Raw genomic sequence first — 18,624 nt, 5'->3', positions numbered from 1 at the left:
TGTAATTTGTGATTAGCGCGAAAGCCTGAATTTTCGTTAACTTTTTTCTAATTTATGGATCAAAATTTTTCTCACATTATGATTCAAAGCATAGTTACCACAGACCTTATAAGTCTGTAAGGCAGAGATTTACGACTTCTCTAATACCAATTCAAAAAACGTTTGCAATAGATAGGGCATCCAAAATAAAATCATAGCCTCAACATTATTCAGGTTGATAATGTTGAGGCTATTAGTATGACAAGCGGCAAATTATGTCAATAATTGTTGATAAACAGAACTTACGCATTGACAGGTAAGACAAAAAGTGCGTAAGTTCTAAATTAGTTAATTCAATTTAATTTATTACAAAGCACTGCGGCTAGTTAACGCATTCCACAAGAAGACTGCAACAATTGCACCCAGAACTGCCACTGCAATACCGGGAATACTCAAAGAGGGAGCCGCTAAAGCAAAGCTTCCTGTACTGAAGAATACACCCAAACTACCACCAATAAAAGCACCAACGATTCCTAATAAAATTGTTGCTAAAATTCCGCCGCCTTGATGACCGGGGTAGATAGCCTTTGCGATCGCACCAGCAATTAGACCTAAAACAATCCAAGCAAGAATATTCATTGTTTTTATTTGATAAACGTTTTTTAGTGACAAATACACAATAGCAATCCAAATATTGACATTCAATCTACCAACAGAAGCAATTACTAATAGCCTTGAGGATGAACGCTATTACTTCTCGTGATGAACTCCCTTTATTGAGATGAATAATAAAAAAAAGCTCCTAGTAAGTCTAAAACCAGGAGCTAATAAATTCATTGCTTGATAATTGCAGTATATGCATTTTTAATGATTGTTCTCATCTACTTGCAGCATTGAACTCAGGTTTGAAAGCAGATACTCTTGTAGGTTCGCGCTTTTTACTCAACTTGTAGAATTCTGGTGCTGTAAGAGGTTTGCGCTTAGGGATTGGCGTAGCAGCTTAGTAAGCTAATCAGCATTAAAGTTGCATAATCAGGGCGGGCAAGATGCCCACCCCCACAAGACATTGAGAAAATTTTAATATGCAAATTAAATGTGTTTTAGCTTAAACGGCAATTGCCTGTACTTGCATTAGTGTTAAACAATAAAACCAACTGCTTTGCCAATTTATCGTTCTTGCATTTCTTGCTGACGCATGGGCATAGCGTCAATTTGCTCAAAAATTGCTGTCGCTGGCACTGGTGTAGTTTCTTGGCGCTTAACACCACCATCTTTGCCAATCAAAATGACGCGAAAATTTTGTTTATCAACCCCAAAGCGATTTCGCAAATTGGCAGCAGAAGACTCATCTATTAACTGTCCGTTGGCATAGCTTTTATCTGTTGCCAAGACTTTAACTAGAACTAAATCCCGATCTTTAAAATCGTTTTGGCGCTGGTTAAATACCTGCATCTGTTGCTGATAGTTATGGTTATCAACAGACGGTGCAAAGATTAGTAGCACCCGGTTTTGCCATTTTTGAGAATTGAGATTAAATGAAGACATTTTGATAGTATGGGTTGAACCTTGGACAGTATCGGCAATGCTGACGGGCGATAGGACTATAGATGCGGCGATCGTCAGAGCGATTAATACTGAGTTATTCACTTTGGAGGTTGTTAGGCTCATAATGTAGACTATGACATGAATAAGGTTTGATAAAATGTCAGAAGCTTGGACAGACTCTTCTCAACTGCAACAGTGGCATCAAGGTATTGAAATGGCTAACCGCAATAACATTTTCTGTCATTGTCGTAGTTGTAGCTATGAATGGGTGGACTCTGTGATGGATGCAGTCTGTAGCAAATGCGGCAGCAAAGATGTTGAATATATCTCGTGCTGGCAGTTTCCAGATGATTGAATGAGTATTGAGAATGTAGCCGATAAAATAGCGATGTCTACGACGGGCTGCGCCTACGCTACTTTTGACATTTCCTCAGAGAATTCTGGGTGATTACTTTGTTAAGCTGCGGTAATGTCTGCCTGCTTGTGCATCTAAAGCGGAATTTGAAAAAATACTCCAGCTTTTCAGATAGATCAACGGTTAACAGTACTCATGTCAGGATAGCGATCGCCAGCTGCCACATTTTTTGGTGCAACTGTTTCCAGTCGATTCAAATCTTGTTCAGTCAGGATAATTTCGGTAGCTGCAACATTCTCCTCCAAGTAAGTACGGCGTTTTGTACCAGGGATTGGGACAATATCTTCTCCTTGAGCGAATAGCCATGCTAAAGCAAGCTGACTAGAAGTTACTCCTTTTTCGCTGGCGATCGCTTTGACTTGCTCGACTAATTGCAGGTTTTTATAAAAATTCTCACCTTGAAAACGAGGAGAATTTCTTCGATAGTCATCCGGTGCAAGATCGTCAGGGCTAGCGATCGCACCTGATAAAAATCCTCTTCCTAATGGGCTATAGGGAACAAACCCAATTCCTAATTCCCGCACGGTAGGTAAAATTTCATCCTCTGGCTCTCGACTCCAAAGAGAGTATTCTGTTTGTAGTGCAGTAATCGGGTGAACTGCTACAGCCCGTCGAATCGTCGCGGGGGCAGCTTCCGAAAGCCCCAAATAACGCACTTTTCCCAGCTTGACTAACTCTGCCATTGCCCCAACAGTATCTTCAATGGGGACAGTTGGATCTACACGATGTTGATAATAGAGGTCAATTACTTCCACTCCCAGACGTTTTAGCGAGGCATCGCAAGCTTGATGGACATATTCTGGTCTACCATCAACCCCTTTAAAGCCACCATCTTCAGTACGGACATTGCCAAATTTAGTTGCTAAAACTACTCGATCTCGGCGATCTTTAATTGCTCTGCCTACTAGTTCCTCGTTGGTAAATGGCCCATACATATCAGCAGTATCAAGAAAATTCACTCCAAGTTCTAATGCTCGATGAATTGTCGCGATCGCCTCAATTTCATCACGACCGCTATAAAACTCAGACATTCCCATGCAACCAAGTCCGATAGTTGAAACTTCTAACCCTTGTTTGCCTAGCTTTCTGGTTTTCATAAAATAATTTCCTACTCAGTAATTGGTCTTAGAATATTACCCTTTTCAGCATTATCCCTTTCCCTTCCACCAAGTCATCTATTATTAGAAGTATTTACTGATATAAGTAGGTTGATTTGCGGGTACTTCACATTCATTTTACCAGCCGTGTTAAAACAGCTTTCTAGCTTACGCACATTTATTATGTATTTTCTAGTAAATTACTAGCCAGTTGTAAAGAAGCGATGACCAAAAGCTGTAAATTGGCTGCTGAGTTATTTTTACAGCGTTGGGTCAACAACTGGCGATTTGTGGTTGTTCTGTTCTGTATCTTATTTAAACTGCAAAATACAGAGTTGTGATGCCAAATTGCCAGAACCTTGAACATGGTATCGTCACTTCAACTTTGTCTTAGAGGAGAAGTGGATAGAGTTGATGGCAGTTTGGTCAAATACCTCCACCAATTTAAGAGACAACTTTTAGTAAAAGTTCGTTAAGCACGCACAATAATGGTCGGTTGTTACATACACCAGTCTGATTTTTATTCGTCAGAATGTAGTGGTGCAATCTATTGCACTCTTACAAAAGCTAAATTCAGAGGTAAACTATGTTTCCTTTTTGGGGTAATCCATGTTATGGAAGCGAACCCATTTCGCACAAAGCTAGCTTAGAGCGGAAATTAAAATTCTTAATTTGGCTGCGAGATGATTTAGAGTCCAAACTGGCTGGTATTAATGCTTCTATTGATACCATTCGTCAGCAAATAGAACGTTCAGACTCATCTATTTAGAACTTAGCTGATATAGCAATTCATCTCATCACCTACCCAATAAGCAGGTGATGAGATGAATTGCAAGTGAATTGACGACTATTAACCAGTCAACTTAATGACACCTTGGCTAACTAGAGATTCAAGCTGAGAATGATGCTGTGTTTGCTCTCGTAGCAACTTGAGTTGCTGGTAACTGAGAATGTGTAATCCTGGCCGGACAACATAACCTTCAATGGTAATGCTTTGTGGCTGCTGGCTATCGGTGCGATTGTAGCTAATTGAAGGCATATTTACAAAGGGTAAGTCAGAACTGATTAGTAGAAGAGAGTTTGATTCTTCACTCTCTTACAGCTTCACACAAGTTCCTCTTAAAGGGTGACTAAAGGTTGAGTTTGTCCCTCAATATTGAAAGAAACACGATATCCCCAAGCTAATTGGTATACAAAGCAGGTAAAGCTGACTTGATTAGAAGGGGGTTCCTTTTTCTTTTTTTTGTCGTTTCAATGCTTCTTCGTACCACTCTAATTCATCCAAAAATTGACCGACTCTTTTGGTCAAAGCAGCTTCCTGTGAAACACCGGCTTCATCCAGAGAGTCTCCAATTTTAGAAATAGCAAAAATGCTTGAAATAGTAGCCATTCCCATCTCTGAAAGAAAAGCACGTAACTGGATGGCTGCCCGCACTCCTCCAAAGCTACCAGCCGAGTAACAAACAATACCAGCAGGACGGAAAAAATATTCTTCTAGATAGTGATCCATCAGGTTGCTTAACCCTGGTTGAATGGAATGGTTGTACTCTCCTGCAACAACTACAAAACCGTCTGCGGTTCGGATATGTTCTGCTAGTTCTTCCATCTTTGCAGGAGCCTGACCTTTGCCATATTCTTTATACATCCGGTCTAAGATACCAAAGTCATACTCCTTTGCATCCGCAAAAATTACCTCATGGTTTCTTTGGTTAAGCTGGTTAATCATGAATCTAGCAGCTTTGATGCCCTGGCGATCGCTCCTGTAGGAACCATAGAAGACTATTGTTTTGAATTTCACGATCGATGATTTTTAATAACTAAATAGTTTTAAGTCTAGGGATACCACCAACAAGCAATCATACACCACAGATTCGCACCCGCCCCCAATCTTTTCCAGCCTTGGGCAGCACTAGTTTTCACAACCTTTTGCAATTTTTGGAGAATGTCTTATGTGGTGGTGTCAGTGACTGGTGTATATAGCGGTTCTCGGCCCTTGTGAGTGTACAAGAACCCCACCCCCAACCCCCTCCCCGCTTGCGAGGAGGGGGCTAAGATGTACCTCATGTGATTAGGAAATGCTGTATACATCTATATTATTATCGGTGACTGACACCAAATCAGCGAACAGTAAAAAGTTTACACTACACCTCTTGCAAAAGTCCCTAACACCCCAACCCCTCCCCGCAAGTGGGGAGGGGAGACAAAGCGTAGCTTTGGCGGGGTAGGGTTCTTTCTTATTTTTGATTTATGCAAGAGGTCTACTCAACACAAAGTCTCAAGCTCTGACTCTCCAGTGATAACTGATAACTGATTTACTCACTGCCCCAAAATTAACTCACGACAATCTTGTAGGTCAACAGACTAATAGACACACTTCCGGTTTTCCTTCGACTCAACCCAAAGAGTTCAGCTTCAAATCAAACTTTATCAATAACTTTTGGGCGATGTCTACAACGATCTACGCTTATGCTTTAGCTATTTTATTGTCAAGTCAATCTCTGCGATTAATAGGTGTGAGCTTTGTGAGGGTAAGCTGGAAATCGTCTTGTTGGGCGGATAGCGAAGTCAATCTCTGTGATTAATAGGTGTGAGCTTTGTGAGCGCATAATTTACACCGTTTGCCAATCACTCACCACTTCAAGGTTAACCTATACCTACCACTGACCCAACTCCATTGCAGTAAGGCTCACCATCAAAAATTGGGAGATTTTACAAAAATATTTTTCAAGGGTGATTTAAGTAAAGCATTTGGGAACAATCTATGGAACTCAGGTTTTTGTAGGTACTTAGAAATCATCTAAGTACCTACAAAAAGAAGATAAACCTGTTCAAAATACAGCCTGAGTTTCCCCAAACGTGAATAAATCATCGAACTTGCAATATCTATAAAAATGCTTAATTCTGAAATTCAAAAAGACCTTCGCCATAACTTTACTGTCAGTGTTATTGAAAGTGGATTTTTTGGTTTTGGGAGTGGTTTTGCTTCATTTTTCACGATTCTTCCGTTATTTGTTAGCACTCTTACCGATTCTGCATTGCTCATCGGACTGATCCCAGCTATTCCACGCTTAGGCTGGCAATTACCTCAGCTATTAACAGCTAATAAAGTATCTCGTCTAAAGTGTTACAAACCAACTGTAATGTTGTTGACAATTCATCAGAAGCTTCCTTTTTTGGGATTAGCACTGGTGGCTTTATTACAACTAGAATTCAATCACCAAACTATCTTACTGTTGACATTTGCCATACTCATTTGGCAAGGGCTAGGTGGTGGGGTTAGCGCCACTGCTTGGCAAAGCATGATTGCTAAAATTGTTCCCTCCAAAAAGCTTGGTATTTTTTACGGTACCTTAGCAGCATCTGGTAATTTTATGAGTATTTGTGGTGCTGCGATCGCTGGTTTACTACTTAAGGAAATTGCTCAACCATTTAACTTTGCTCTGTGTTTTTTGTGTGCCAGTTTGGCAATGGCTCTATCTTGGTTTTTTATGTCTAGGATGCGAGAGCCAGTAAACACAACATCATCAGCCTTTGAAACTAGACGTGAATTTTGGGATAGTCTGGGTGTAATTCTCCGGTGCGATGAGAATTTTCGTTGCTTTGTGATCGCACGTATGATCTCACAGTTAGCACTGATGCCGCTTCCCTTCTATACACTCTATGCCGTACATCAATATGGGATGGGAGAAGCTTCTGTTGGGTTAATTACTACTCTATTGATGGTTACGCAAACTATTTCTGGATTGGTTTTGGGTTGGTTAGGCGATCGCACGGGTCGTAAGTTAGTCTTGGAAACTGGTTGTATTGCCTGTGCATTCAGTTCGATTTTAGCTTGTTTAGCACCCAATGCAAACTGGTTTTACTTGGTATTCATAGGAGCGGGAATAGGTATCATGGCTCTGCAAAACATTGCTGCGGTAATGACTTTAGAGTTTGGCAACCAGTACCAACGACCAGCCTATATTGGTCTTGGTAATACCCTTGTTGCCCCTGCCACCATCCTTGCTCCCCTACTAGGTGGATGGATAGTGGAGAATATTGACTATAGAACTACCTTCTTAGTAGCAGCTATCGGTGCATTAGTTACAGCACTGCTTTTACACGTAGGAGTAAGCGATCCACGCTATCTTGAAGAAAATTTTAGTAACGATTCAGTTAATGTTTTGCCTGAGTAGTAAGCATTTGATATTAATTCGTAATCCCTAATCCGAATGTGTTAGCGTGCTATAGGCTCATACACCGGACACATGGCATTGATGGAACAAAACCAACAGTTTGCTTGAAGCAGTCAGCACATTTTGCACTGGCTGCTCATAGCTGCCTAAATCCCAATACAGTTCAGTTAAGCAATTTTTTTCTTCTCTTTCTTCTCTTTCTTCTCTCTCTGTGTCCTCTGCGCGGCAGTCGCTCATGGGGGAAACCCCCAAGACCGCGCTGCCTTGCCTCTGTGGTTCGTTAAAAAAACAGCTTTGACAAAGAGTGCTAGCCTTAACTGAACCGTATTGGCCTAAATCCCACATTTAGCATCCATCAAAAAATATTGTTCCAGGGTTGACGTTTCGGTGTTTCGCGCAGTCTGTAGCAACTTCCGTCTTCCCTGTAAGAACTTCCGCCTTGACGTTTCGGTGTTTTGCGCAGTCTGTAGCAACTTCCGTCTTCCCTGCAAGAACTTCCGCCTTAACGTTTCGGTGTTTTGCGCAGTCTGTAGCAACTTCCGTCTTCCCTGCAAGAACTTCCGCCTTAACGTTTCGGTGTTTTGCGCAGTCTGTAGCAACTTCCGCCTTCCCTGCAAGAACTTCCGCCTTAACGTTTCGGTGTTTTGCGCAGTCTGTAGCAACTTCCGCCTTCCCTGCAAGAACTTCTGCTTAGGCAAAACATTGTCATAAATCTTACAAATCTGTTTCTGTATACCAATATAAAAGCTAAGATACTCTGCATATCTGAGGTTGACTACTTAGAATTAGCAACTGATTTGTGAATGGGGGTTGCATATTTGCGGGATGATTTTACTATTTTTGTCGGATGGGCATCTTGCCCGTCCCTTGTATTTCCGGGCGGGCAGGATACCCCACAAGAATCATCCCTTAATTCAGCAACGCCTGTGAATGAAATAGGTACTGCACTGGGATGAAGTAGTGATTCTATGCGATGCAATGTCTACAGTAATCGGTAAAAACTAGAGGGATAAAAACATGAGTATAGATATTGAAAAAGTTCAAGAAGCAATTTGCATTCTCAATTTCAAAAGAACAGATTTACTTGAAATTGCCTTGACTCATCCTTCACGCATTTATGAAAATTATAACAACCGACAGCAGCAAGATAAACAGGAGTGTGATTATAGAAGATTAGCAATTCTAGGAGATACTATTTTAGGTACTACTATAATTGACTATCTATATCAAAAATATCCAGATTTTAATCAACAGAAAATTACTGATATAAAAAGTCAAATTGTAAGTAGAAAAACCTGCTACAAGTTTGCCAAAAAATTGAATTTGAAGGATTTATGCGTATTGGGAGGAAGTGAACGTTTAAAAGAAGAAAACAAACAAATAGAGCTTTTAGCCGAAATGTTTGAAGCTTTATTTGGAGCCATATATCTACACTATGATCGCAATTTTTCTTTAGCTAGTGATTGGCTAATCAAACATTTCATAAAGGATGCTGTTGACGAGTTCCTCAAATCCAATCAAATTTCCGAAGAATTGCCAGTAGACTATTCAAAAACTATTAGTTCAATGAATGTCGATGAATCATCTAAACTGCTATGGGAGATGAAGGAAGAGGCTGATACTTTAGTAGCCCAAGATGATAAATTACAGACTCTTTTATCTTGGATACATAAGAAATCATCTTTAGTTGATACTAGCTATAAACATACAGAAGTTAGAGCTTTTTATCTAGCTCTCATCCGTATATTTGGTCTTGGCTTTGTTCGTAATTGTGACCCGACTGTAAATAGTAATAGCAAAGTTCGGAATTTTTTTGACAGCTTCAATCGTGTAAATGCTCTTGGACTTGAACTTTCTTTTAAATTTAACTCTAAGTTTGATCCGGCTAATGTCCTTGCATCAATTTTGATAGTGGATATTGAGCCTGAACTCAAGCTAGCTTTGCAACAATTAAAAATCGAATTACCTAATCCAAAAACAGAACAAGTAAGATTTGAGGAATGGCGACAAGAATATGGTCAAAACTGGCTTGATAGAATAAAACAGTTAATTGGTTATGATTTAGTATTGAGCGAACATCAAAAGGAATTATTAAAGAAATATTATGAGAAAAATTTATTAATCATAAAGTGTCTCAATGAGAGTAAATTAGCTCCTGAATTAAAACAAGACATCGAAGAAACTTTATTCTTACCTACTCAAAGTGACAACACTTAAAAAAGAATGTTTAATAAGTTTAATACAAAACCGTCATTAATCAAGTATTTGATTGGTATTATTTGCAATTGTCAAGATAAATCTGACTCGCTAGGATCGCATTGTAAAATTACAGCATTTGAGTATGACCAAGCAAGAAACTCCACTTACGGGAGACGCACTGATTAAAGAAGTCTGTCGGCGGATTCGAGTAGCCCGCAGCTATTGGGATGCTCACAATAATGCTGCTTGTCGGGGCGAACGCGATCGCGCCTTAGCCCTTTACAATACTCTGACTAAGGAACAAAAAGACCAGATTCCGCAAGTGTTGCGGGTGTGGTTGCGTTACCGCAGTGAGAAATATTTTGGCGCACATAGAACGCCGCCAAAGTCAGCACGAAAATCAAAATATATCTAATTTATAGTTACCCACCTGAAGACCAGCTTACATTTGAAACATTTCTATTTGGCACCACTAACCTTATAACTGCGTCAACTATTTTGCAGCTAAATTACTGCATCAGTTTTTCTGATGTAGTAATTTAACGTTTATATAGTATTAAATATAACCAATTAACCTCATTTAGTAAGCAGAAGTAATGACAACTCAGTTTTGGGAAAAAAGTAGAGAAATTAATGCAACTCTAACTAACTTACTATTTAAGCCTGTACACAGACGAGTACTAGTAGGTCTAAGCAAGCTACACGTAGCGAGTCAAGAGACATCGCCGTGGCTTTTGAAAAAGCGTCTGCTGCCATTATTATGTCTGATATCATTCTTTCTAGTATTGCTACTAAACAGCTTTGCCCCTGCCGTTGCCCAACTCCCTCCTCAACCTCGTCAGGAAATTCGGGGAGTATGGCTAAGTGGTAACGATTTTAGCGTTTTTAGAAATCGTTCACAGGTGCAAGCAGCCATGAGCCAACTGCGGCAGTTAAACTTTAATACTGTTTATCCCGTAGTTTGGAATGATGGTTATACACAATACCCCAGCGCCATCATGCAAGAAAAGGGGATACCCTTTTTCTTCAAGGGAATAGATGGACAAGATGTGATTGCAGACATTATTACTCAAGCCCGCAGCCAAGGGTTACTAGCAATACCCTGGTTTGAATTTGGTTTTATGGTTCCTCTAACTTCGGAACTCGCATCGCAGCATCCAGATTGGCTAACACAAAAAGGGGATGGGACTCAAACTTCAATTAGTGCTGCGGGTGAAGTAGCGTGGTTGAATCCCTTTCACCCGGAAGTGCAAAATTTTATCAGGGAACTTGTCGTCGAAGTTATTGCTAAATACGATGCTGATGGCGTTCAATTTGACGACCACATGAGTTTACCTGTAGATTTTGGTTACGATAAGTACACGATTAGTCTATATACTCAAGAAACTGGGAATCCTCCACCACCTAATCCCCAAGCTCAAGCATGGATAAAATGGCGGGCAGATAAAATTACTGCATTCATGGTAGACCTTTACCAAACAGTGAAAGCCAGAAAACCGAATGCCATTTTTTCAGTTGCTCCTAATTACTATAATTTCGCCTATAAAATGCAACTGCAAGACTGGCTCAACTGGGTACGCTTGGGTATTGTCGATGAGTTGGTTATGCAGGTGTACCGTAATGATTTGGAAAGTTTTATCGCTCAAATTACCCGCCCAGAAATTTTAGAAACCCAACAAATCATCCCAACTGGTATCGGGATTATGGCGGGGTTACGAAATCGCCCAGTTGCTATCCCACAAATCAAATCCCAGGTAGAAGCAGTGCAACAACGCGGTTTAGGTATCGGTTTTTTCTACTACGAAAGCCTTTGGGATATTGCCCCTGAACCAGCAGCACAACGCCAGTCGGCATTTGCGGCTCTTTTTCCAAATTCAGCGTTGCGCGATATCTCGCAAAATACACCCCGCAAGCCAAATTTTAACACCGTAAGCTTACCTTTATATCCAAAACCTTCCCTTGGGCAACGTGTTCGCGGCTATTTTTTGGAAGTTGCGATCGCAAATGGTCAACCAAAACGTATTTTATTAGATACAGGGTCAGTAGGGCTAAGAGTTCCCAAAGAGTTTTTAGGTAATTCTCCCATCCAAAGAACAGGTCAAAATATCAAGGAAGTATTAAGTGATGGTACTATCCTGGAAGGAGAATTAGTTTACACTAATGTCCGGTTTGGTTTGATTCCCACCGCCGAACCTGTTCCCGTACAGGTTGTTACTAGTCGCCAATGTACCCCCGACAAACCTAAGTGTTCAGCAAAGAGTGGTGTACCATTTTCGGGAATTATCGGTGTTAACTATTTTGAAAAATCACTTCCCTATAACCCGTTAAGAAAATTATCAGGCAATCTGAGTAACGGATTTATTGTCACTGGCAATGGTGGTAGTAACAAAAATGGCAGCCTTATTCTCGGTTTAACTCCTGAGAATCAAGCAGGTTTCAAAATGGCTTCTTGGAGTCAACAACCCGAAATTAATGGTGTACCCGGTAAAAGATGGGATTCTCGACTGAGCAAAGTTTGTTTAACTCTTGCTGGGAGTTCTGCAAAAAATTTGTGTAATAGCAGAGCGATCGCTGATACTGGAACTATTAATGGTTTGACTGAATTCAAGTCAGCTTCTACAGCAGGTAAACTCAAACCCGGAGTATTAGGGTCAGCAAATGCTGTGAAAGTAGGAATTAATGGCATTTTTGATTACAGTTTGACACCAGGAACCCGTGACGGATTTAATCGCTGGAATTTGAGTATCTCGCCACAATCAGAACTGGCTATATTTGTAAATCCTGGAATCGCCTTATTTGATAAATACGATGTACTCTTTGACCAAGTTAATGGTAAACAGGGTTTTCGCAGTCGGCGATAAGAAAAAAGTAAAGACTTGCTTACTCAGATAGCGTTCAATTAACCCAGGATTTACACAAACATTGCCGAAACTCAGATGTAGAGATGCGATTTATCGCGTCTTGGAAGACCAATTATAGCAGTCCTAAATCATTTGTGAAAATTATATACCTCTTTCTTCTTTCTTACCTTTGCGCCCTTAGCGTACTTTGCGGTTCGTTTTCTTATTTATAATTTTTCACGAATCAAATAGGACTGCTATATTTACACCAATAACCCTTAACCCAAACGTATGGGCTTTTAGCCCAATAAAGTCAATCACTAGGTAGAACGTTGAAACACTACTGAAAGATTATTAGCTGGCATTTGGTAAATCTGTTGCAATATCAGATTTTGGGCGCTAGCTACTGCGACGACATCATCCAAGTTACGCACACCCCACTCTGGGTTTTCAGTGCGTAAATATTCGTCAAAAGCCGCATTACTGACAGCTGTATGTTCTCCACCTTGTTTGAAGGGGCCATATAAATAGAGGATACCTCCTGCTTTTAAGATACGACCTGCCCCTGCCATTAACCCCAGACAGGCTGACCAAGGTGAAATGTGAATCATATTAATGTTGACAATGGCGACAATCGGCTTCGTATTCAGCCCATCAAATCCACCATTTTCCACAGCCCAAACTGGTTCTTTTGCATCTAGTTCAAGCGGTGCATAAACGTTATCACATACATTGTGTTCAGTCCATGAAATAATGCTGGCTCTTGATTGTGGATTTACATCGGTTGGCAGCCATAGATAATCTCTGAGCCTGGATGCAAAAAAGACTGCGTGTTCACCAGTACCACTTGCTATTTCTAAAATAGTGCCGCTCTCCGGCAACACTTGTAAAAGTACTTCTAGAATTGATTCGCGGTTACGTTCGGTTGCTGGTGCGTATTTTCGTGCGTCTTGTGATGTCATCTGGCTCGTTATATTTATAATTAATCTCAAATATCAAACTAAGAGGATGTTTGAAAAGTCATGATTGATGTATCAAATATTTACCCCACCCTAACCCTCCCCTTATAAAGGGGAGGGAACCGGATTTTCTTGTTTCCCCCCTTTATAAGGGGGGATTAAGGGGGGTAATAATTCGATTAAAAACACAACATACCACTTTTCAAACATCCTCTAAGAACTCGACAAATTTTTATAAAATATTTGCACAAGTTTGAGCAAGTCACTTTTTGCAGACTCACTGCTATACAACCATTTTATTACAGCAGTTTTTTATCAAACCCACCACAAAAATAAATCCTAAAACAAAGTCCAGTATTGGTTTTAGTACTTTTATCTGTGGCACCTTTGATTTAAATTCGCTGTAAATCATCAGGGTAACTTCTCGCTTTGTGCATTTTGATTCGGAATCGGGTTTTGGGAAAAGGGAAGGGTTAAAGGTTTTCTCTTTACCTTTTCCAGTTAACCGAAGAAGTAAGTATTTAGGCATAAATAAATTTAAAGTTTGTAGTAAGGACTTTAGTCCTGATAAATCGCTCACTACAAACTAGGAGTTTATTTTATATTTAATTATGTCTACCTACTTATTGGGAGTGCATTGCTTTGGAGTGGAATGCCCAACAAAGTCAAATCGAACGGTCGCCAGGAGGCGAAGATAAATAACTTTTGACTACAATCTTTAGTCCGCTTTTAGCCAGAGGCTTTCATGAATTTGGCTCTCTAGTTCAAGAAAAATTTTCCAGAGATTGGATCTTGTTTGAGGGATTGAATAAAATCTCTCAAAGTCATCATGCTGCCTGTTAACGTGAACTTAGGAGTGCCATTTTGAGCAACGATTCTCACTTCATTGTCTTGGATCTGAATCTTATTTTTAATAATATCCCATAGAGCATCGAAGCTTTCATCGTCCTTACAACCATTGGCTTCTAGGAATTTTTGGCGTACTTCTGTTTTTAGTGCCAGTGCTTCTGCTGCTTGAGTACGCGCCTCAAAGTGCTTAACTACATCTTCATAGGCACTTTCTCTCAGAGTTTTGTTTTCAGCCAGAACTTGTTCTAACTGAGTTTTGATGGCTTTCAGTTGGGATGCTAAAGCGGCTGATTTTTGATATTCAACTTTTAAGGCTTGCTTTGCATTGGTTAACAAGGCTTTATAATCTAGCTGATCTTGATTTTTTTCGGATTGCATTTTTATCTCTCGAACAACACATTTTCGGCGATCAACTCTCGTCAGTTATATAACAAAACTGGCGAGAGCTTGGTAAATATTGTCTGTGTTATCTGAGCGTCAGCTATTTCACCAATAATGGTGATTCAGAGTGAGGATTCTCCTGAATACTACTCAAACTAGAACTAATGTGGGAGCGAATAGCTCGTTCATAAACACTAGTCTGCTGAGTGCGTACCCCTACAGCCTGATATATTAAGTTAACTTCTGGGAACTCAGACCAATACATTAAAAAGATGTCTTTAGCTGGAGTAATAATTTCATAATTATTCTCTTGTCTTTTCTTTCTAAGTTTACAATTATTTAGTTGTAATTTTTGTCTGAATAGTTTTTCAAATTCTAGAATTAAATCTGAAGTAGTTTTCATGGTTAATACACGTCAAAACGTGCTAATTATGCAAAGACTATCTGGTGATATTACTAAGTATGACACTTCAGATACCTCTTACAATATAGTGTATCAGTTATCGGGTATTTGAGAAGGGTATTCAGAGGCAGGGTAACTTGTGGGTGTAAACTTTCATAGACAAGCAGGCTGTGCGATCGCTGCAACCTTTTAATCAAGATTTTTATGGTACAAATATACTATTTGCTAACTTATACTTACCAAAAGTTTACCCCCTTGTAATATTACGTCAGTATAGCTTGTACAACCGGAAGTTTGCCTACCTTTAACCAGTTGCTCAAAACAACTTGTCTGCCTATTGTCTGCCGAATTGAGATGGTAACTGGATTTACACCAAGTTGTACTAGTTAGTAGAAACACCCTGTATAATTACACCACTAAATCATTTTTGGGGTCAAGGCAAGAGACGCGATGAATCGCCGTCTCTACAATCTACCTAAATGCTACAGCCTGGGACTTCCAGACCCTCTGCAAAACTGATTAATTCCAAGTATTCTGGATTTTCCACAAACCTTTTAGCAGCTAGCAATCCGGCAATGCTCCAAGTTTGATAAATTCGGGCTTCTTTGCCAATTAAACGACCATTATTGCCATCGTAGTATTCCGGGAATTTATCTTTAAATAAACGCCTTTCGGCAATAGCGATCGCTGCTTGAGCAAGTTCTGTTCGACCTGCTTTTAGTGCCGCAGCAGTAAATAACCACAGTAAAACCGGCCAGTTACCGCCGTTGTGATAAGACCAAGCCCTGTTTTTAGAGTCACATCCTGTAACAATTCTCCACTCTAAACCTTCCATTGCGGGGAAGCAAATTTTAACAGGCATATAGCCGATTAAGTCTTGCCAACGTTGGGCAAATAAATTCATAATGCTTTGAGATTCTTTTTCGCCAGCTAAGGAAGTTAAGATTGCCATCAGATTTCCCAGCGCAAAAAAGCGAAAATCTATCCGTCCCGGCCCCAAATTTCCGGCTAAATATCCTCCCGTTTCGGGCAACCACTCGGTCAACCAACTAGGAATTGATTCTGAGTTGATGTTGAATTTATTAACAATTTCTTTACCAAATTCGTTATCTTTGTAACGATAGATTTCTCCCAATCGCTTCAGGTCTAGCCAATAATAGTTGCGGATATGATATTTCAAAGATCCCAATCGCCTATTGACTTTGCCAAGGTAGCTATCGCCATCCCCATCTGGTAACAGCAATTCACCAGCAGCCCTCAAAGACGCGTAGAATAACACCTGAATTTCTAAAGGATGTTCGTAAACTCCCATGCGACGGTCAATCATAAACGCGCCATCGGGAACTAACATTGTTGGGTACATGGAAAACCGATGTACTAAGCAAAGATCCAAAATTAGTTTGATTCCGGCTTGAAAATCTGGCTGACGCGCTAGTGACAAATCGCCTGTAGTTTTTTCATAAGCGCGTAGCAAGAGAATCCACCACATACAAGAATCAATCGGGGGAACACGAGCGATCGCCAGTTCACCAAAATCAGCGACCAAAAATTCCTCATTCCCCTTAGAATGTACTTTGAAACTGGCAGGCATTAATCCCGCTCCTGGTTCAAAGCAGTCTATCTGCTTTTCATGACTTTGTAATTTCAGTGTTTCTACCAAGAAGTTACGCACAATCTCTGGTTTCCCATACATGAGAAACACCAAGGCAGAAGGGACAAAATCGCGGAGGAAGCACTGGTCATAATTGAGTGCATCTGACTCCGCATCTTTGGCGGCTACAGTCCCAATAGGTTTTCCTTGGTAATAAATTACGGAATCTTCCAATAATTCCCAAGCTTCTGTTTCCATCTGACTGTTCTTATCGATCGCGCTAGTCATAGGCGTTTAATTCCACTAATTGGTATGTATCGGCTTAATTGTGGAAAGTACGCCAGCCTAACCTCAAGCTGACCAAGATTCCCGGAAGTCAGCATATAGAGTCAATCCACCATCTACAAATAGCGTTTGTCCGGTGATGTAGGCGGCTTCATCCGAAGCTAAAAAAGCTACTGCGGCTGCCATTTCCTCAGAGGAGCCAGCACGCCCCATTGGGATGTGACTTTCCACAATCGCCTTTTTTTCAGGATCGTCTATCCAAGCTTGATTCATTCGCGTGATTGTTGCTCCGGGGCCAATAGCGTTGACACGAATACCAAGGCTTGCATATTCCAAAGCTAAAGTTTTGGTGAGATTTTCCATCCCGCCTTTGCTAATGGAATAACTGATATACATCGGTCGCGGAATAATTTCGTGAACGCTGGAAATATTAATAATCGCTCCTGGACGATTAACAGACAGGAGGTGTTTAATAGTTTCACGGGCGCAGAGATAAGCACCCCGGAGATTGACTGCAATTACCCGATCAAAGTCTGCTGTGGTAACTTCGTGGGATGGACTTTCTGTTTGAATGCCAGCATTATTAACTAGAATATCTAAACTGCCAAATTCCTTTACTACGGTGTTAACCATCTCAATAATGTCTGATTCTTGGGAGACATCTCCCTGAATTAGCAGCAACTTCACACCACAATTTTCGATATTTCCGCAGGATTTTTGCAATGCCATCTCTTCTGTGTCTGCCGCGGCATCAGGGTATGAGCGGTAATTAATGGCGATGTTGCACCCTTCTTGAGCGAGTCTGATAGCGATCGCCTGACCGATACCTGAAGTTGCACCTGTAATTAAAGCATTCTTTCCTTTTAAGCCTATCATATTTCCTCCCGAGGCTGCTTGATTTGAATTTGCACCAGTCAAATAATTGTGGATTTTAGATTACTCTTTTCAGCATTTAAGGCTGGTACTGTCAACCCCCATTGGAGGGAATTTAAAGTTAAAAATAAGTATCTGATAATTTTGAATTCCTGAAAACAATTCTCAAAAATCAGGCTACAGATTCAAGAGATGGAAACTTATACCAATTCAATTAATGATTGCAACACATCCTTGCGTAAAGACGCGATTCATCGCGTCTCTACAAATGGTCTATTTGTCGCTTTCTTTTCTCAAATTGGTATTAACTTGAATCTGACACCTCTTAACTACGAATTGGTATTAATCCCTATCGCAAATTCGCTGGCACTTGTTCAGGAACTACCCAATAGTAAATAGTTTTGCCCTCTACATTGAGAGTCTGTTGTGGTTTCCAATCACCCATATCGAAGGCGTGGGAGACAATGCGAGTCCCAGGTTTCAGTTCTTTCAACAGCTTGGGGCGGAGTTTGGCGTTGATCTCTGGCAGTAAATAAAGTGTAACTACCGTTGCTTCACTAAAATCAGTGTTGAACAAATCTTGTTGGACAAACTTGACGCGATCGCTTACTCCTGCCTTTTGGGCATTAGCATTCGCTTCTTTGATGCGATCGGGGTCAATATCTATACCGATGCCGCGCGTACCAAACTTTTGTGCCGCAGTATTCACAATTCTGCCATCACCACTACCAAGATCGTACAACACATCATTTTTACCCACTTTTGCCACTTTTAACATTGCATCTACCACTGGCTGTGGTGTAGGCACATAAGGAACATCTCCAGGACGTTCTTGGACTTGAGTTGTGGGAGTTGTCGCCGATGGTGTTTCGGTTTCGGTCTGGCCTGTTAAAGTAGAAGGTTGTTGTGTCCCGGCTTCCAAATCTTGTTGTTGCGGCGTACACCCAGCAATTCCTAAACTGGTAACACTAACGCCTGTAACCAGTAAAAACAGAATTTTTTTGAAGTTCATGAATTTTCTCCTTTGTCAATA

General features: G+C 40.5%; 18 protein-coding genes. 6 read left to right on the top strand and 12 right to left on the bottom strand.

The genetic code is table 11. From position 1 onward, the window contains the following. Positions 1-345 precede the first annotated feature (345 nt). Positions 346-618, bottom strand: coding sequence for a GlsB/YeaQ/YmgE family stress response membrane protein (locus V7K61_RS10155; RefSeq protein WP_104909288.1), 273 nt, complete (start codon positions 616-618; stop codon positions 346-348). Between the two features lie 528 nt (positions 619-1,146). After that, positions 1,147-1,647 (bottom strand): DUF4174 domain-containing protein, encoded by a 501-nt coding sequence (locus tag V7K61_RS10150; RefSeq protein ID WP_335053214.1) that lies wholly within the window; start codon positions 1,645-1,647, stop codon positions 1,147-1,149. Positions 1,648-1,681: 34 nt separating this feature from the next. Between V7K61_RS10150 and V7K61_RS10145 the strand changes: the two genes are divergently transcribed. Beyond that, on the top strand, positions 1,682-1,879 hold the full coding sequence (locus V7K61_RS10145) for a hypothetical protein (RefSeq protein WP_335053213.1): 198 nt from the start codon (positions 1,682-1,684) through the stop codon (positions 1,877-1,879). 176 nt (positions 1,880-2,055) lie between these two features. Here V7K61_RS10145 and V7K61_RS10140 read toward each other — a convergent pair whose 3' ends face one another. Next, complete coding sequence (locus V7K61_RS10140) at positions 2,056-3,036, bottom strand: aldo/keto reductase (RefSeq protein WP_335053212.1); 981 nt, start codon at positions 3,034-3,036, stop codon at positions 2,056-2,058. Between the two features lie 586 nt (positions 3,037-3,622). Here V7K61_RS10140 and V7K61_RS10135 point away from each other — a divergent pair. After that, a complete protein-coding gene (locus V7K61_RS10135) occupies positions 3,623-3,805 on the top strand; it encodes a hypothetical protein (protein WP_335053211.1) in 183 nt (60 codons plus the stop codon). 81 nt (positions 3,806-3,886) lie between these two features. Here the strand turns inward: V7K61_RS10135 and V7K61_RS10130 are convergent, their stop codons facing one another. After that, positions 3,887-4,075, bottom strand: a complete 189-nt coding sequence (locus V7K61_RS10130; protein ID WP_099101969.1) for a hypothetical protein — start codon at positions 4,073-4,075, stop codon at positions 3,887-3,889. Between the two features lie 177 nt (positions 4,076-4,252). Continuing rightward, entirely contained in the window at positions 4,253-4,834 is a 582-nt protein-coding gene (locus V7K61_RS10125; RefSeq protein ID WP_335053210.1) for an NADPH-dependent FMN reductase, read from the bottom strand. A gap of 1,093 nt (positions 4,835-5,927) precedes the next feature. Between V7K61_RS10125 and V7K61_RS10120 the strand changes: the two genes are divergently transcribed. Then, complete coding sequence (locus V7K61_RS10120) at positions 5,928-7,211, top strand: MFS transporter (protein WP_335053209.1); 1,284 nt, start codon at positions 5,928-5,930, stop codon at positions 7,209-7,211. Between the two features lie 57 nt (positions 7,212-7,268). Here V7K61_RS10120 and V7K61_RS10115 read toward each other — a convergent pair whose 3' ends face one another. Further along, complete coding sequence (locus V7K61_RS10115; protein WP_335053208.1) at positions 7,269-7,448, bottom strand: hypothetical protein; 180 nt, start codon at positions 7,446-7,448, stop codon at positions 7,269-7,271. Positions 7,449-8,228: 780 nt separating this feature from the next. Here V7K61_RS10115 and V7K61_RS10110 point away from each other — a divergent pair. From V7K61_RS10110 to V7K61_RS10100, 3 genes are all read left to right on the top strand, one after another. After that, positions 8,229-9,428, top strand: coding sequence for an NACHT C-terminal helical domain 2-containing protein (locus V7K61_RS10110; RefSeq protein WP_335053207.1), 1,200 nt, complete (start codon positions 8,229-8,231; stop codon positions 9,426-9,428). A 124-nt stretch (positions 9,429-9,552) separates the two neighbouring features. Next, the gene (locus V7K61_RS10105) at positions 9,553-9,825 is read left to right on the top strand and encodes a Precorrin-3B methylase (RefSeq protein ID WP_335053206.1); all 273 of its coding nucleotides are present in this window, start codon (positions 9,553-9,555) and stop codon (positions 9,823-9,825) included. Between the two features lie 181 nt (positions 9,826-10,006). Further along, positions 10,007-12,271, top strand: coding sequence for a glycoside hydrolase family 10 protein (locus V7K61_RS10100; protein ID WP_335053205.1), 2,265 nt, complete (start codon positions 10,007-10,009; stop codon positions 12,269-12,271). A 299-nt stretch (positions 12,272-12,570) separates the two neighbouring features. On the opposite strand, the gene V7K61_RS10095 is transcribed toward V7K61_RS10100, so the two are convergent. From V7K61_RS10095 to V7K61_RS10070, 6 genes are all read right to left on the bottom strand, one after another. Beyond that, positions 12,571-13,212, bottom strand: coding sequence for a DUF938 domain-containing protein (locus V7K61_RS10095; RefSeq protein ID WP_335053204.1), 642 nt, complete (start codon positions 13,210-13,212; stop codon positions 12,571-12,573). Positions 13,213-13,968: 756 nt separating this feature from the next. Further along, positions 13,969-14,436: a hypothetical protein gene (locus V7K61_RS10090; protein WP_335053203.1), complete on the bottom strand. Its 468-nt coding sequence runs from the start codon at positions 14,434-14,436 to the stop codon at positions 13,969-13,971. Between the two features lie 103 nt (positions 14,437-14,539). After that, positions 14,540-14,842 (bottom strand): hypothetical protein, encoded by a 303-nt coding sequence (locus V7K61_RS10085; protein ID WP_099102090.1) that lies wholly within the window; start codon positions 14,840-14,842, stop codon positions 14,540-14,542. Positions 14,843-15,317: 475 nt separating this feature from the next. After that, positions 15,318-16,721: a glycoside hydrolase 100 family protein gene (locus V7K61_RS10080; protein ID WP_335053201.1), complete on the bottom strand. Its 1,404-nt coding sequence runs from the start codon at positions 16,719-16,721 to the stop codon at positions 15,318-15,320. Positions 16,722-16,784: 63 nt separating this feature from the next. Then, complete coding sequence (locus tag V7K61_RS10075; RefSeq protein WP_335053200.1) at positions 16,785-17,594, bottom strand: glucose 1-dehydrogenase; 810 nt, start codon at positions 17,592-17,594, stop codon at positions 16,785-16,787. A gap of 346 nt (positions 17,595-17,940) precedes the next feature. Next, complete coding sequence (locus V7K61_RS10070; protein WP_335053199.1) at positions 17,941-18,603, bottom strand: methyltransferase domain-containing protein; 663 nt, start codon at positions 18,601-18,603, stop codon at positions 17,941-17,943. Between the last annotated feature and the right edge of the window lie 21 nt (positions 18,604-18,624).

Source organism: Nostoc sp. (genome assembly GCF_036918015.1).
Classification (GTDB): Bacteria; Cyanobacteriota; Cyanobacteriia; order Cyanobacteriales; family Nostocaceae; genus Nostoc.
Note: the sequence above shows the minus strand (reverse complement) of the source record. Positions and strands in the feature narration are given on the sequence as shown.

What these genes read in the sequence shown, in the direction of transcription:
- V7K61_RS10145 (WP_335053213.1), top strand. Translation starts at nt 1,682, where the DNA reads ATGTCAGAAGCTTGGACAGACTCTTCTCAACTGCAACAGTGGCATCAA.
- V7K61_RS10155 (WP_104909288.1), bottom strand. Translation starts at nt 618, where the DNA reads ATGAATATTCTTGCTTGGATTGTTTTAGGTCTAATTGCTGGTGCGATC.
- V7K61_RS10115 (WP_335053208.1), bottom strand. Translation starts at nt 7,448, where the DNA reads ATGAGCGACTGCCGCGCAGAGGACACAGAGAGAGAAGAAAGAGAAGAA.
- V7K61_RS10070 (WP_335053199.1), bottom strand. Translation starts at nt 18,603, where the DNA reads ATGAACTTCAAAAAAATTCTGTTTTTACTGGTTACAGGCGTTAGTGTT.
- V7K61_RS10140 (WP_335053212.1), bottom strand. Translation starts at nt 3,036, where the DNA reads ATGAAAACCAGAAAGCTAGGCAAACAAGGGTTAGAAGTTTCAACTATC.
- V7K61_RS10110 (WP_335053207.1), top strand. Translation starts at nt 8,229, where the DNA reads ATGAGTATAGATATTGAAAAAGTTCAAGAAGCAATTTGCATTCTCAAT.
- V7K61_RS10130 (WP_099101969.1), bottom strand. Translation starts at nt 4,075, where the DNA reads ATGCCTTCAATTAGCTACAATCGCACCGATAGCCAGCAGCCACAAAGC.
- V7K61_RS10120 (WP_335053209.1), top strand. Translation starts at nt 5,928, where the DNA reads ATGCTTAATTCTGAAATTCAAAAAGACCTTCGCCATAACTTTACTGTC.
- V7K61_RS10135 (WP_335053211.1), top strand. Translation starts at nt 3,623, where the DNA reads ATGTTTCCTTTTTGGGGTAATCCATGTTATGGAAGCGAACCCATTTCG.
- V7K61_RS10075 (WP_335053200.1), bottom strand. Translation starts at nt 17,594, where the DNA reads ATGATAGGCTTAAAAGGAAAGAATGCTTTAATTACAGGTGCAACTTCA.
- V7K61_RS10150 (WP_335053214.1), bottom strand. Translation starts at nt 1,647, where the DNA reads ATGAGCCTAACAACCTCCAAAGTGAATAACTCAGTATTAATCGCTCTG.
- V7K61_RS10100 (WP_335053205.1), top strand. Translation starts at nt 10,007, where the DNA reads ATGACAACTCAGTTTTGGGAAAAAAGTAGAGAAATTAATGCAACTCTA.
- V7K61_RS10095 (WP_335053204.1), bottom strand. Translation starts at nt 13,212, where the DNA reads ATGACATCACAAGACGCACGAAAATACGCACCAGCAACCGAACGTAAC.
- V7K61_RS10090 (WP_335053203.1), bottom strand. Translation starts at nt 14,436, where the DNA reads ATGCAATCCGAAAAAAATCAAGATCAGCTAGATTATAAAGCCTTGTTA.
- V7K61_RS10085 (WP_099102090.1), bottom strand. Translation starts at nt 14,842, where the DNA reads ATGAAAACTACTTCAGATTTAATTCTAGAATTTGAAAAACTATTCAGA.
- V7K61_RS10080 (WP_335053201.1), bottom strand. Translation starts at nt 16,721, where the DNA reads ATGACTAGCGCGATCGATAAGAACAGTCAGATGGAAACAGAAGCTTGG.
- V7K61_RS10105 (WP_335053206.1), top strand. Translation starts at nt 9,553, where the DNA reads ATGACCAAGCAAGAAACTCCACTTACGGGAGACGCACTGATTAAAGAA.